Genomic DNA, 14368 nt, shown 5'->3' on the forward strand with positions numbered 1-14368 from the left:
TTTATTAACTTTCGCATTTTCCAGAGCAGCATCATGAATGATTGAGACATAAGACGAAATGTCTGCTCAGGTCAGCACTGCTGACTTGTCCCTCGGGTAGCTTTGGGTCGGTTAGCGCCCCTGGATCGGGATGACCATCCTTGTCCTCCCTCACGTGGAGGACAAGCCATGAACACCATTACGACCGGCAGCCATCAACCTTGGAACAAAGGAAAATTGGTCGGGCAGAAAGCCCCGCTCCGACTCAAAGATATCTGGGCCATTCGGGTAAGGCTCCAAATCGCGGAGGAAACTCGTGATTTAGCTCTCTTCGATCTGGCCATCGACAGCAAGCTACGAGCCTGCGATTTGACCAAGCTTCGTGTACGCGACGTTGCGCATGGGGAGCACGTGTCATCGCGAGCAATAGTGATGCAGCAGAAAACCCAGCGCCCCGTGCAGTTTGAGATTACTGAGCAAACGCGGGTGGCTCTGGAGGCCTGGATACATCAAGCCCATCTCCATAGCGAGGATTGCCTTTTTCCAAGCCGGCTACACGCCTCACTGCACCTCTCTACCCGGCAATACGCCCGAATCGTCAAAGCTTGGGTAAAAGCTATTGGCCTTGATCCAGCCATGTATGGCACCCACACGATGAGACGTACGAAGGCATCGCTGATCTATCGCAGGACGAAGAATCTGAGAGCAGTTCAGCTCCTGCTAGGCCATACGAAGCTTGAGAGCACGGTGCGATACCTGGGCATTGAGGTCGATGACGCATTGGAGATGGCGGAGCAGACGGAGGTCTGACAACTTACAGCGGCGGTCGAGGTATGACCGTCGCTATCCGACCCATAGCGACCATTCGACACCGGCAGTAATTGGCTGATTGGCCGCAAGGTTTCCCGGCAGGCCTGTGAAGGCCTGGAAGCAACTGGTCTTGCGAATGGCCTTGCCGGGAGGTTATGGCGTAGAGGCATGCAGATGTGCAGCTAAGGGAGTAATCAGACCGTTGGCAATGGCACTGGCTTCAAGCTTCGCATGCTCTGCGTTCAGAAAGACATAAGCGGCTTGAAGGGTGGCGATTTTCGCTTGAATTTCGACCATCTTGCTGGCAACTAAAGCTGCGCCTTGCGCGCAATCGATCTTATTGCCTCGCTTGGCTGCAAGAATTTCTCCAATCTCAGCGAGGGAAAAACCGCCACTCTGGGCGCTCTGAATAAAGGCCAGGTCAACAACCGTCTGATCGCTGTAACTGCGGTAATTGTTGGCTTGTCGTTGTGCCACGATAAGCCCGAGCTGTTCGTAATAGCGCAATGTATGCCGACCGACGCCACTGCGGCGCTCTAATTCTCCAACGTTCATACTAAAAACTCCTTGACTGTAGAGCGTGCTCTACACCTTAGCCTGCACCCATTATCCAAACAAGGGATCAGGCATGAGCGTGGAATGCTTCGTCACAGGCGGCAGTGGATTTGTGGGGCAACATTTACTGGCCCGTCTTACTGCTGCAGGGTACAAGACCTGGGTGCTTATGCGCACCCCTGGCAACATTGAGCGTCTTAGAAAACAGGTAGGTCAACTGGGTGGTAATCCCGCCTATATCCATGCCGTTGAGGGCGATATCAGCATAGAGGGGCTTGGGCTCAGCGAAGCGGACAAGCAGTGCGTGTCATCGACCTCTGTGATCTTCCACCTCGCAGCGGAGTTTTCCTGGGGGCTGACAATGGAGCGCGCCCAATCAGTCAATGTGCTTGGGGCGCTGAGGGTCGCCAAGCTTGCGGCGAGCCAGAGCATCCGATTGCTGATGGTGGGCGGCTTTATGCTGAAAAACCTTAACCACCTTGCCAGTATCGGTGTTGATATAGAGTGCCCTGAAAACACAAGTTGGCACAAAGTCTACGGCCGTGTAGGTGGTTACGAAGGAAGCAAGATCGAGTCACATTTTGCAGTCATCCGTTATATGCAGGATGCGGGCGCGGACTACACGATCGTTCATCCTGCTACGGTGTGTGGCCACAGCGAGAGTGGGCACATACTGGAGGGACAACCTCTGGTCGCACTCATTCGAAATCTGGCACAAGGTCGGTTCAAAGCGGTCCCCGGTTCCCCCAGGCACTGGTTGCCATTAGTCAGCGTTGACTACCTGGTGGCGATGATGACCTATGTGGCGTTCGATCCCTCGATGGCCAACCGGCAGGCGCTGGCGCTCTATGAATACACATTGAGCCTGCAGGGGATGCTTGAGCAGATCGCAAAAACGCTGGAGGTCAAGGCGCCCCGCCGGCATGTACCGATAAGGTTGCTCAGGTGGCTTTTGACGATTCCCGGGCTGGCAGCACGATTTGCGATCAGCGACGAGTCATTGGACTTCATCCAGACGCAGCGCTTCGACATGAGTGATAGCGAGCAATTGGAACGCCAGTATCAGTTAACTCATCCCGATATGGCGCGCACGTTGGAGAAGACGGTGCACTACGTCAAGGATCAGTTTCTCCACTAAAGCAGGCCGGCCGTAATGGCTCAAGAAATACGTAAAACAGCGAGCTCGCGTTCGAAGCGCGTGGCCCTATGTCAGCAAGACCTCTCCGTACTCTAAAGACCCGTGACAAGGAATGTACTAATGCAATCCTATTTTGGCAAAGGCGTCCTCTTTGCACTCTGCGCCGCGGCCCTGAATGCGACAATCGGCGTACTTAGCAAGGTGTTGATGAACAGTGGGTTCAACTCCAGCAGCATCGCCTTAATTAAGACAGTTCTCGGCTGCCTGCTACTGTCAGTCCTGCTCCTGTTTCTCAAGCGACCCGCGACCACTGCCAAGTGGTTTCACGCAGCCATTTGTGCCTTTCTCGGCATTTTCGTGTTGTTCCACTTTGAAACCTCGGCCTATAGCCATTACGCGGCGGCGGGCGTCGTCGTCATTCTGATGGCGAGCGCCTCCATATCGTCGATTCTCTTTGGACGCATGGTCCTTCATGACCCCATTACCGCCAACGCAATGGTTGGCGCCGGCTTGGCCATCGCCGGTATTACGGTGATTTTTGGCGCCGACCTGGGACAAGGCTTCACGCTGCAAGGCGCAGTGCTTGCTTCGATTGGTGGATGTGGCTACGGGGCCTTTTCGGTTGCCATGAAAAGGATGGGGGTATCGGGAGGGCTGCATTTCACCCGACAATTGTTGTTCTTTGGCAGCCTGTACCTGCTGATGCCGGCTGCGGCCGATGGTTTCGTGACAGGAGAGCTGTCGCTGCTGGCGATCGCTGTACTGCTGGCGCTGGCCACGCTGCCGACAGTCCTGGGTTTCTTCTGCACCACCAAGGCCATCGAGTATCTCAAACCATCACAAGTGCAGGCGCTGGAGCTGACCGAACCCCTGTTCGCCGCGCTGCTGGCATTTGTGGTGCTCAATGAGGTACCGCGCGAAAGCCTGTACGTGGGAGCGGCACTGATCATCATCGGACTGTGCTTCTCCAATGAACTAATCCGCTTGGGCGGCAAAGTATCTGCCCCTTCGACCGAATGAGTTTTTTCGGACCCTGATAACTTCAACAATCAGTTATTTGAAGTGGCTCAGGAGGCTGGCCGTTGCTGGCCGAAAGTGGACATCCTCCGGGCTACCCAACCTCCAGGTGCTGGCTATCGGCCAAGTTGCTGTCGAGTGACAGGGGAATGGTTGGTCGCTGCCAGGTGGTTTGCAGTGCCGGTGTTCGCGGCTAAACCTACTCCCACGAAGATTGCTGATGAGCTCTGTGTCAGCTTTGGGTCGAAAGTGGTCTGTCGTGACCGGCTGCTTTCGACCCATAGGAGACGCTCAGCAGTGTTCAGGGAGTCCGGGGCGATTCGAGGTAAAGCCGTCATATAGCCAGGCTTTTCACCTCCGTCAGCTCTGGACTTGCCGCAAGGTTATCGATGTGCAACTGGTCGTTTTATCCAGGTTTCAGTCAGGACCCGATAGCGCTCCATGTTGCGATAGACCATGAAAGCAATCGACGTCAATTATCCAGGCTTTGCTGCCGCAGGCGGCGGCGTCCAAGTGCTTAGCCCTAGTTTTCGGCCTGAAGCGGAGCTCACCCCCGGAAATTGAACCTTCCTACGTTTTCGGTAGCTCCCGAAATACCACGGACAGCGGCGCTCGCCTGTACCGATCTGCACTGGCGAGCGCCGCTGGGGGGGGCATATGCCAGGAGCGGGGCTAATCCCTCAGGAATGCTCAGGCTTCTTCGCTAGATTTGAAGCTGCGTCTATTGCCTTATCCAATAGCTTACTGGCTGCTCCAGAAATCGCTGGATCTACAGCACCTGCTTCTGCTTTCGAGAACGCACTTTGTCCGCTTATGTTCCAATGGGCGAATGCCTCTTTAACTTGCTCCCACTCTGCGTTAGCACCATAAGTGTCCAAGTAGAACTCACCAAAGCGGATTGCGTGAGCGCGCTCTCCAACTTTTAAAGATTCATGCATATAAGAATTGCTAAACACAAATGCATATCGAGATAGCACACCGCAAAGCCCTACAACCACCAAACCTCTGAAGAGATGGAAGAAATAGTAAGAAAGGCTAGCTCCGGGTGCTTGATGATAGCTATCTGAACTGCTAATCATAGTAACAACAGCGATGATGACACCAGCCAAAAGCGACAAGGCGCCAGCGATTGCCCAGACAACTGATATCACATGAAATCTATCCTCCTTGTCTCCCAACAGAGAAAGTGCGGACTTAACGAATTTCTTGGAGTTATCTTGCAGAGTCTGCTGAGCATCTTCGGTGAGTCTTTGTTTCTCTATCTCTAAAGTCCGCCGAAAATCGTCCAAGCTCTGCATTTGCTGCAGATACTCTTGGCGCCTTTTTATTGTTTCGTTACGTTCCTCAGCAAGCTTTCGCTCTAGTTCCTCTTGGCGAAGAGCGATGGATTGCTCCTGCTCTGCAAGGTTTTGAACACGCTTCTCGACTGAGTCGAAAAGTTCCTTTTCCCGCCGCTCAAGCTGACGCTTATCATCGAGTAATCGCTTCTCAATTATTGCCTCACGCCGGGCTAATTGATCACGCATTGCGTCCAGCTCTTGCATCTTCTCATAGAGCAATTTCTGCTGCGCACGCCGATCTTCTTCTTCCTTACCCAAATCACGAACGGCCATATCTAATCCTTGAGTCGGGGCTTTCTGATGGGAGAGATGTTACTTGAATAGTGCCGTACTGAGCAACGCCTAGAGCGCCAAGCCCACGGTGTCAAGTAGGCCTAAGCCGCTGGCAAATATCAGGGCCGGCCGATCGATGAAAATCTTCACAGTCGCGTTACGAAACTGCTCCGTGCAGGCCTTGGCATTCCCGCAAAAGCCGGACACGGAAATTGCTCTACTACCACATCCCTGAGGATCAGGGACCTGAAAGACCTTTTCATCCCCAAGTTGCCCCCAGATTGCTCAGGTAAAACGGAGACTCTAAGCGTATAGATGTTTGGTATTTCGCCCGAACATGCGCAAAGCCTAGAAGCAGAAGCCTTAATTGGAATTGATTCCTAGGGGGAATGTAGATGGCTTGGAAAGGTGAAAGCAACAGTGCGAGCGGTTGTGACTACATGTATCAATGTCGGGGCAGTTAAAAGTTCTTCAATAGAGCGTCGGCGGTTCAGGTCTAGCGAAGCATCACGCCATTTTGCTGCCTCGCCATTTCTGGCAGCTATGGGTCGATTGCGGCCACTCGCGACCGTCTGCTTTCGATCCAAGGCGGGCGCTCACCATTGGCACATTTCGCCAATAGGCAGACTTGAAGCATCTTGGCTAGGGGCTAACTGGATTCGCCTGCGCGAGATAAAGCTTGGAGGACATCGATGGCTTTAGCGGCATCATCCTTGGCCACGAAAATGTGATCATGGTAGAACGCGGCGATCACGTTGCAACTGATGCCAGCCTTTCCGAGTGCGGTCGCGAATGCGGCCGTCAAACCCACCGCATCAAGCGCTGAGTGGATCGTGAGCGTGATCCAAGCCGCCACAAAATTGTACTCAAGGCCCAGTGCATCAGCGCGTTCGCGCTCAATGATGACAGTGAAGCCTTCTTTTTCGCGGAATGTACCAAGTACATCGGTACCCAGAAGCGCGGACGCGTCCGCCACTGTGCAGAATACAAAGTCGCCTTCATTGAGGACTGGGCTCATGCCGCGGAGCAGGGCTGAGATGGATTTTTCGCCTGACATAGGGTTACTCCCGCTTGAAAGGCAGTAGTGTGCATTTCAGCGGGTCATTAGTTTAATCAATTCTACTCATTATCGATTAGTTCTACTTATGCAAGATCCCGCCCAAGTCACCTTTCGTTCACCAGGCTAGACCAGGTCTGCCAGACGCGAGTGGCGCCATGCAGTAGAGGGCTGTTGTAGCCTCCTGTGTAGAGCATTCGAGCGCCGCCAGTAGGCAAGCATGCAAACTGTCCTTGCGCTGCGCTCGATGAAACGCAACCCCGTGCCTAGTTCGTGGGCAAGAGGATCACGAAGTTCTTTTTCATATCTTCCAGCACGGTCCATTTCCCCTTGGCGCCCGGCTCGATAATGAACGTGTCGCCAGCGGCCAGTGTGAGGGGGGCGCAACCTTCAAGTTCAATGACGCAGCATCCACTCAGGACATGGCAGAACTCCCAAACTTTGTAGTCGATGCGCCACGCTCCGGTGCTGGCTTCCCATTCTCCAGAAATGCGACCTTGCTGTTCATCGTGATAGTACTTGGACGTCAGCGTATGAGGGGCGCCTTCCACGACCTCTTCAAAAAAAGGCAGGTCGCGCACCGGTTGGATATCCAGTTCGCGGAACACGGTCAGTTTCTTGTTCATGGTTTTTTCTCGAGCACGTTGTGGGTAGGGCGATACATCAAATAGGCTTCGCCGGTTACGCTCAGCATGGGGTGCGGAACGATCTGGCAGGTTTTAACAATTTGAAAACCGTGACGTTCATAGAAGCGGCGTGCACCGTGGTTTTCTGCATAATCGATCAGGCATAGCCCATCCAGGCCAGCGTCGTCGGCGCGCTGCTGGGCGTGGCGAAGAAACTGGACGCCCAGCCCCTGGCTGCGCCAGGCCTCATCTAACGCCAGGCTGGATATGTATAAGGTGGCGGGTATTTCCATGTCGGAATAAGGCGCGAGGACCGGGTCTGTCTCGACAGGCCTGTCAGGGGTCTCGCGCAAGGCATAGCTATGCATCATGCCGATGACGCGCCCTTCGAAAGTGGCCATCAAGCAGTTCTTGTAGGAAAAGTCACCCTGTTCCCTGGCATAGCGAGACGCACCAACACTCAGCAATGCTTCTCCTGGCACGGCAAGCTTGCTCCATATGTAATCGGCCATGCCCTCCGATGTCAGTTGAAAGAAGCGCGCAATATCGTGCGCGTCCGCGGCTTGAGCGGGTCTGAATTCGATAGACATGTACGGTGCTCCCATGGGATCGGGTAGTTCGTTTTCAAGGATTACGCCTTTGACAGGGTGGCAGGGTAGGCGGGTTTAACGCTTCCCATCATGCTCTGGGCGAACACCGTCAGCATGGTGTGCGACGCTATCCCACGATCAAAGGCTCGTGGCCGTCTAATGGCTCAAGCCTGGGAAATCGATCGATCAGTTGCCGGAGGTGGTGAGGCGAGAAGCAGGGCAACGTGTACTTCCATGGCGGGATGGCAGGATTCAGCGCGGGTTTGCCTCCTAGTGGGGGCGTCTAGGGGCCGCACTGGCTATCGCTGGGATTTCGGTAATCTTCGGTGGCGACCTGCAGCCGGTTTTAGCCTGCAAGGTGCTGCGCTCACCTCCATTGCCGGCACCGGCTATGGGGCCTTTTCGGTTGCCATGAAACGTATGGAGGTATCGGGAGGGCTGCACTTCACCCGACTGTTGTTGCTCTTCGGCAGCCTGTATCTGCTGATGCCGGCTGCCGCCGAAGGTTTCGTGATCGGCGAGTTGTCGCCGCTGCTGGCGCTGGCTACGCTGCCGACAATCCTCGGTTTATTCTGCACCACCAAGGCCATCGAGTACCTTAAGCCATCCCACGTCCAAGCGTTGGAGCTTACGGAGCCACTGTTCGCCAGAAGTCGTCATGTGAACCAGTTCAACGCCCGAGGCTCGCAATTGAGTAGCACGTGTTTGAGTTCACTGAATTCCTCCAGGCCCGTCGCCGATAGCTCGCGGCCGATGCCGCTGGCCTTGAAACCACCCCAGGGCGCCTGGGGAAATGCCAGGTTGTAATCGTTCACCCACAGTGTCCCAACCCGCAGCCGCCGGGCCATGCGATTGGCGCAGCCCAGGTCGCCGGTCCAGACCCCGGCCGCCAGGCCATAGGGCGTATCGTTGGCCAACCGCACGGCATGTGCCTCGTCGGTGAAGCGTTCGACGGTGATTACCGGGCCGAAGATTTCTTCGCGAGCAATGCGCATGTCGGCCTGCACGTCACTGAGCAGGGTAGGGCGTAACCAGAACCCCTTTTCCAGGTGCGCATCCGTGGGGCGCTGGCCGCCGGCGCGCAGGCGAGCGCCTTCGCCTTGTGCCGCCTGGATCAGCGACAGCACGCGATTCCGCTGGGCCGCCGATATCAGAGGCCCCATGCGCGTGCGGCTGTCGAAGCCATCGCCGAGAACAATAGCGTCGATGCGTTCGACCAGGCGCGCGACGAAGCGATCATGCACGGAGGCTTGCAACAGCAGGCGCGAGCCGGCCGAGCACACCTGCCCTGCGTTGAAGAACACGGCGTTGAGCGCCTGGTCCAGGGCCACGTCGAGGTCGGCATCAGCAAACACGATATTTGGGTTTTTGCCACCGAGCTCCAGCGCCAGGCGCTTGAAGTTGCCACTGGCGGCCTGCATCACCTTGGCACCGGCTTGGGCGCCACCGGTGAACGACACCATGTCCACCCGGTCGCTGAGCGCCATGTGGTGGCCTACGGTGCCATCGCCGCAGACCAGGTTGAACACCCCGGCTGGCAGCGCCAGGGCGGCCAGCAAAGCCGTCAGGTGCAAGGCACTTAGCGGCGTCAGTTCGCTGGGCTTGAGAATCACCGTGTTGCCCGCAGCCAAGGCGGGGGCGAGCTTCCAGGCGGTTTGCAGCAGAGGGTAGTTCCACGGCACGATCAACGCGCAGACACCTACCGGCTCATGGCGTGTGACGCTGATGACGTGGTCGGGGGCATGCGGGTGAGCGCGATCGGTGCGCGCTTCAAGCAGCCCTGCGTAGTAGCGGAAGGTGGCCACCACGCAGGCCATATCGGCCTCGCTCTCGCACAGGGTCTTGCCGGTGTTGAGGGTTTCCAGGCGCGCCAGTTGCGCGGCATCGGCTTCGATGGCTGCCGCGATGCGCTGCAGCCAGGCGCTGCGCTCACTCGGTGGCAACTGCGGCCAAGGGCCGTGGTCGAAGGCGTGACGGGCGGCGTCGATCGCGGCGTCGACATCCTGGGCGCCGGCTTCTGGCGCCAAGGCCAGCAAGGACTCGTTGGCGGGGTTGAGGATTTCCCGATAGCGGCCGCTGTGTGGCTCACGCCATTGCCCTGCGATGAATAGCGATTGATGGGACACACTGAGTCTCCTGGCTTGCCTATGTATGGGCACACCATAGACAGGCAGCAGGGTGCGAACTTGACGAAATACGACAGGGCCAGTGCTGCGCTCGTTCGCGACAAGGCAGGTCGCATCGCATCAAGTCAAAAGCGTCGCCATCCCTAGACTCGAAGGGTATGAACGCGCCCCCGAGGGGCGCGCCTGCCGCCCGAGGAGCTGCCATGCACAACTCATCCATCGCTGTTCTAGACGCCCATGCCCAGGCCCGCGTCGAGCTCGCCTGCGCATTTCGCTGGACCGCCCGCCTAGGGATGCACGAGGCGATTGCCAACCATTTCAGCCTGGCTGTTTCCGAGGATGGCCGGCGTTTTCTGATCAATCCCTATGGCCGGCATTTTTCCAGGATCCGCGCCAGCGACTTGCTGCTGCTCGATGCCGACGACCCCTCGGCGTTGCAACGCCCCGGGGCGCCGGACATCACTGCCTGGGCCCTGCATGGCGCCTTGCACCGGCGGCATCCGCATGCGCGCTGCATCCTGCATGTGCATTCGAAGTACGCCACCGCCTTGGCCTGTTTGGCCGACTCGCGCCTGCCACCGATCGAGCAGAACGCCATGCGCTTCTTCGAGCGCGTGGCCATCGACGAGGGGTTCGACGGCATGGGGCTGGGGGATGAAGCCGAGCGGGTAAGCCGCCAGTTGGGCGACAAGCCGATTCTGCTGATGGGCAACCACGGTGTGCTGGTGGCGGCCCCAAGCGTGGCCCAGGCCTTCGACGACCTCTACTACTTCGAGCGGGCCTGCGAGCTTTACCTCACCGCGCTTGCCAGCGGCCGCCCTCTGCGTATCGCCAGCGATGCCGTGGCGCGCAGGACAGCCCGGCAATGGCTTGATTATCCGGATTTCGCCGCCCGCCATTTCGCTGCGCTGCAGGAAATCCTCGATGAGCAGGAGCCGGACTATCGCAGCTGAGTGCATACGCCCGTGCATTGTCACGCCCACCCTGAACCGTTCTGGAGTCGCTCGCATGCCAAAGAAAACATCAGTGCCCGTGCTTGCCGCATCGCTGCTCGTCGCGTCCATCGCCACCGCCCAGGCCAGTGACCCCGCTGCCTGCCAGACAGTCAACTTCGCGGAGGTCGGCTGGGCTGACATCGCCGCCACCACTGGGCTCGCGACTACCGTCTTGCAAGGCCTGGGTTACAAGACCAAGACCCAGATGCTGTCGATCCCGATGGCGTACCAGGCCATGGAAATGAAGAGCATCGACGTCTACCTTGGCGCCTGGATGCCGTCGATGGCGGCAATTTCCACGCCTTTTCTGGAAAAAGGCAGCGTCGAGCGGGTACGCACCAACCTGACCGGTGCCAAATACACCCTGGCCGTGCCGGACTATGCCTACGAGGCCGGGCTCAAGCGCTTCGAGGACATCGCCCGGTTCAGGGACGAGTTGCAAGGGCGCATCTACGGCATCGAGGCCGGCAATGATGGCAACCAGATCATCCAGGGCCTGATCGACAAGGACAGCTATGGCCTCAAGGGTTTCCGCCTGGTCGACTCAAGCGAGGCCGGCATGTTGGTGGAAGTACGCCGGGCGGTGCGCTCGAAAAAGCCGATCGTGTTCCTGGGGTGGGAGCCGCACCCAATGAACAGCCAGCTGTCGATGCGTTATCTGAGTGGTGGCGACGCTGAGTTCGGCCCGAACTACGGGGCTGCAGTGGTCGACACCCATACGCGCAAAGGCTTCGGCCAGGAATGCCCGAACGTAGGTGCGTTATTGTCTCGGATGGCGTTTGAGCTGGGGATGGAAAGCCAGATCATGGGGGCCATTCTCAACGACAAACAAAAGCCTGCGCTGGCATCACGGGAGTGGCTCAAGCGCAACCCACAGGTGCTGGAGAACTGGCTGGCGGGGGTGACGACGTTCGATGGCCAGCCAGGGGCATCGGCGGTGCGCAGTTACCTTGGGCTTTAACCTATGGCCCTGGGGCGCTTTGCGCCCCAGGGCGGCGATGCATCTGTGCAAGCCCGCGCAATGCACCGAGATCAGATCGCCAACGGCTGCCGGTCATGCCCCAACGGCTGGCGCATGACCGGGGCGCTCAAACTCTGCGAACGGTCGTTGCTCGGTGCACAGCCGAATTTGGCGCGGTAGGCACGGGAGAAGTGTTCCAGCGAGCCGAAACCTGCACTGGCTGCAACCTGGGCAACGCTCATGCGGGTTTGCTGCAACAGGTTGTGGGCGCGCGCCAGGCGCAGGCTGAGGTAGTACTTCAGCGGCGTAAGGCCGGTGTGCTGCATGAACTGGCGCTCCAGTTGGCGACGCGACAGTGCCACACGCTCGGCGATGGCCTCGCAGCTCAGCGGTTCTTCCAGGTGCTGTTCCATCAACTCGATGGCCCGCCCCATCTTGCCGGCCTGGGCATGCAGGTTGCGGCGATAGCCTTCGGCTTGCTGGACCTGCGGCTCGCGTACCTGCTCGATGAGCATGTGCATGGCCACTTCGCGTGCCAGGTTGCCACCGGCCAGCCGGTCCAGCCAGCTGAGCACCATGTCCAGCACGGCAGTGGCGCCTGCGCAGGTCAGGCGCTTGCGGCCCAACGAGTAGAGCTGCGCGCAGGCTTGCACCCTAGGGTAGCTTTCCTGGAAACCTTGCAGGTTGTCCCAATGGACGGCGGCCGGGTGGCCGTCGAGCACACCTGCCGCAGCCAGCAGCTCGGTGCCGGTTTCGATCCCTACCATGACTGCGCCGAAGGCCGCCTGGCGCTTGATCCAGGCCTTGAGGGCCGGGTTGCGCGCGTGGCGGTGCACATCGAAGCTGGCGATCACCACGCAGGCATCGAATTCGCTGTGCTCGCCGATGCCCGCCTGGGCACCGGCGAGCAGGCCGTTGCTGGCGGGCACCGGCTGGCCGTCTACCGAGAGCAGGGTCCACTGGAACAGGTTGCACTGGGCCAGCCAGTTGGCGATCGAAAGCGGCTCGATCAGCGAGGCCAGGCCGAAGTTGGAAAACGAAGGCAGCAACAGGATGCCGATGCGCAGCGGAGGGCTGGCAGGGCCCTGCCACTGAAGGTCAAGGGTTTCGGATCGTTTCATGGTTGCACCAGGCTCGGCAATGGGCGCCGGCTGCATTGGCCGGCACCTCGTTCACAGGAAAGGCCCGCTGCGCCTATGCAAGCGCAGTGGGCCGGCTTTGGCAAGTACCCCTCAACGCTGGCATTCGCGCCAGCGTGGGTGAACCCACACAGGTGCATCGCTTGCGGTAAGCGCGGTGAGGCCACGGATCAGGTCGCTGGCCTTCTCGGCGATCATCACCGTGGGCGCGTTGGTGTTGCCGCTGACGATCTGCGGCATGATCGAGGCATCGACCACCCGCAGCCCGCGAAGACCGTGCACGCGCAATTGTGGGTCGACCACTGCTTCGGGGTCGCTGGGCGGGCCCATCTTGCAGGTGCCGCTGGCGTGGTAGCCAGTCTCGGTGATGCGTCGCGCCCAAGCGTCGAGCTGCGCATCGCTCACCTGGTCGGCACCGGGTACCAGCTCGTCACCGGCATAGGCGCGCATGGCCGGCTGGGCGAGGATCTCGCGTACCAGGCGGGCGCCTGCACGCATGTCGGCGCGGTCGCGCTCGGTGGTCAGGTAGTTGAAGAGGATGCGCGGCGCCAGGTGCGGATCGGTGCTGACCAGGCTGACGCTGCCCAGGCTGGTGGGGCGCATCAGGTCGATGTGCACCTGGAAGGCGTGCTCGGGCACCAGGTCTACGCTGCCTGGCTGGACCGCCAGCGGCATGAACGTCAGTTGCAGGTCGGGAAACTCCACCCCGGCCCGCGAGCGGATGAACGCGCCCGCCTCGAAATGGTTGCTAGCCGCCAGGCCATCGTGGCTGGCGAACCAGCGCGCGCCGATCAGCCATTTGCCCGGTGCACGTGTCCAGGGGTAGAGCGACACCGGCTGCTTGCAGCGGTACTGCACGACGGTATCGGGATGGTCGTTCAGGCGCTGGCCTACTCCCGGCAGGTCGCGTACCAGGGGGATGCCCAGGCGCCGCAGATGCTGGGCCGGGCCGACGCCAGAAAGCATCAGCAGTTGCGGTGAGTTGATGGCGCCAGCACTCAGTAGCACCTCTTGGCGCACACGCACCTGGTGCACCACGCCGTCCATTTCGAACTCCACCCCGTAGGCTTGTTCGCCGTCGAAGAGAATCCGCCGGCTCAGCGCCGAGGTGGCGATGGTGACGTTGCCGCCTTTGAGTGCTTCAGCCAGGTAGCCGCGCGCGGTGCTCCAGCGCTTGCCGTCGCGGGTGGTGCGGTCGACCGGGCCAAAGCCTTCCTGGCGGTGGCCATTGAGGTCGCTGCTCACGCCATAGCCGGCTTGCTGGCCGGCCTCGATGAAGGCCTGGCACAGTGGCGGCGAGGTATCGCCTGGTGTGACGTGAAGCAGCCCGGTTGCGCCGCGGTAGGTGTTGGCGCCGTCCCGATGGTTTTGCGCCCGCATGAAGTAGGGCAGCACCTCCCGATAGCTCCAGCCTTCGCAGCCTTGTGCAGCCCAGCCGTCGTAGTCGCGGGCATGGCCACGAATGTAGACCATGCCGTTGATCGACGACGAGCCGCCCAGGGTGCGCCCGCGTGGTGTGCCGATGCGTCGGCCGTCCAGGCCCGGCTCCGGTTCGCTGGTGTAGCTCCAGTTGAAGCGGGTGCCGCCTACCACGATGCCCACTGCCGAGGGCATGTCGATGGTCCAGCTGGCGTCCGGCGGGCCGGACTCCAGCACCAGGATGCGCAGGGCCGGGTTCTCTCCCAAGCGCTTGGCCAGCACGCAGCCGGCCGAGCCGGCACCAATGATCACATAGTCGTATTCATGCCCGAGCATAAAGGCT

Annotated in this window: 13 protein-coding genes and 2 pseudogenes; 7 read left to right on the forward strand and 8 right to left on the reverse strand. The window is 59.3% G+C overall.

All coding sequences use genetic code 11. From position 1 onward, the window contains the following. The first annotated feature begins 168 nt into the window (after positions 1–168). Positions 169–789, forward strand: coding sequence for a tyrosine-type recombinase/integrase (locus APH35_RS01430; RefSeq protein WP_012272656.1), 621 nt, complete (start codon positions 169–171; stop codon positions 787–789). Positions 790–942: 153 nt separating this feature from the next. Here the strand turns inward: APH35_RS01430 and APH35_RS01435 are convergent, their stop codons facing one another. Continuing rightward, positions 943–1344: a MerR family transcriptional regulator gene (locus APH35_RS01435; protein WP_012272655.1), complete on the reverse strand. Its 402-nt coding sequence runs from the start codon at positions 1342–1344 to the stop codon at positions 943–945. A 73-nt stretch (positions 1345–1417) separates the two neighbouring features. On the opposite strand from APH35_RS01435, the gene APH35_RS01440 reads away from it, so the two are divergent. Both APH35_RS01440 and APH35_RS01445 read left to right on the forward strand, forming a co-directional pair. Continuing rightward, positions 1418–2482: an SDR family oxidoreductase gene (locus APH35_RS01440; protein WP_060514085.1), complete on the forward strand. Its 1065-nt coding sequence runs from the start codon at positions 1418–1420 to the stop codon at positions 2480–2482. A 120-nt stretch (positions 2483–2602) separates the two neighbouring features. Next, entirely contained in the window at positions 2603–3502 is a 900-nt protein-coding gene (locus tag APH35_RS01445) for a DMT family transporter (protein WP_060514086.1), read from the forward strand. Positions 3503–4179: 677 nt separating this feature from the next. Here APH35_RS01445 and APH35_RS01450 read toward each other — a convergent pair. Further along, positions 4180–5112, reverse strand: coding sequence for a hypothetical protein (locus APH35_RS01450; protein WP_060514087.1), 933 nt, complete (start codon positions 5110–5112; stop codon positions 4180–4182). A gap of 105 nt (positions 5113–5217) precedes the next feature. Here APH35_RS01450 and APH35_RS29225 point away from each other — a divergent pair. Then, positions 5218–5427 (forward strand): annotated as a pseudogene (locus APH35_RS29225) (hypothetical protein); the annotation flags it as partial. Between the two features lie 334 nt (positions 5428–5761). On the opposite strand, the gene APH35_RS01455 reads toward APH35_RS29225, so the two are convergent. The 3 genes from APH35_RS01455 to APH35_RS01465 all read right to left on the reverse strand — a co-directional run bounded on the left by APH35_RS01455 (position 5762) and on the right by APH35_RS01465 (position 7385). Further along, positions 5762–6169, reverse strand: coding sequence for an ACT domain-containing protein (locus APH35_RS01455; RefSeq protein WP_060514088.1), 408 nt, complete (start codon positions 6167–6169; stop codon positions 5762–5764). Between the two features lie 266 nt (positions 6170–6435). After that, entirely contained in the window at positions 6436–6795 is a 360-nt protein-coding gene (locus APH35_RS01460) for a cupin domain-containing protein (protein ID WP_060492518.1), read from the reverse strand. Continuing rightward, positions 6792–7385, reverse strand: coding sequence for a GNAT family N-acetyltransferase (locus APH35_RS01465; RefSeq protein ID WP_012272648.1), 594 nt, complete (start codon positions 7383–7385; stop codon positions 6792–6794). The genes APH35_RS01460 and APH35_RS01465 overlap by 4 nt, the downstream gene beginning before the upstream one ends. A 283-nt stretch (positions 7386–7668) precedes the next feature. Between APH35_RS01465 and APH35_RS28020 the strand changes: the two are divergent. Further along, positions 7669–8033 (forward strand): annotated as a pseudogene (locus APH35_RS28020) (EamA family transporter); the annotation flags it as partial. Positions 8034–8041: 8 nt separating this feature from the next. Here APH35_RS28020 and APH35_RS01475 read toward each other — a convergent pair. Continuing rightward, positions 8042–9511 (reverse strand): aldehyde dehydrogenase family protein, encoded by a 1470-nt coding sequence (locus APH35_RS01475; protein WP_060514090.1) that lies wholly within the window; start codon positions 9509–9511, stop codon positions 8042–8044. Positions 9512–9714: 203 nt separating this feature from the next. Between APH35_RS01475 and APH35_RS01480 the strand changes: the two genes are divergently transcribed. Both APH35_RS01480 and APH35_RS01485 read left to right on the forward strand, forming a co-directional pair. Further along, entirely contained in the window at positions 9715–10464 is a 750-nt protein-coding gene (locus APH35_RS01480; RefSeq protein WP_060514091.1) for a class II aldolase and adducin N-terminal domain-containing protein, read from the forward strand. A gap of 55 nt (positions 10465–10519) precedes the next feature. Further along, complete coding sequence (locus APH35_RS01485) at positions 10520–11467, forward strand: choline ABC transporter substrate-binding protein (protein WP_060514092.1); 948 nt, start codon at positions 10520–10522, stop codon at positions 11465–11467. A gap of 71 nt (positions 11468–11538) precedes the next feature. On the opposite strand, the gene APH35_RS01490 is transcribed toward APH35_RS01485, so the two are convergent. After that, positions 11539–12588, reverse strand: coding sequence for a GlxA family transcriptional regulator (locus APH35_RS01490; protein ID WP_049773300.1), 1050 nt, complete (start codon positions 12586–12588; stop codon positions 11539–11541). A gap of 111 nt (positions 12589–12699) precedes the next feature. Next, positions 12700–14361, reverse strand: coding sequence for a choline dehydrogenase (locus APH35_RS01495; RefSeq protein ID WP_060492522.1), 1662 nt, complete (start codon positions 14359–14361; stop codon positions 12700–12702). Positions 14362–14368 lie beyond the last annotated feature (7 nt).

It is taken from the genome of Pseudomonas sp. NBRC 111132 (assembly GCF_001320565.1).
GTDB classification, from domain to species: domain Bacteria; phylum Pseudomonadota; class Gammaproteobacteria; order Pseudomonadales; family Pseudomonadaceae; genus Aquipseudomonas; species Aquipseudomonas putida_P.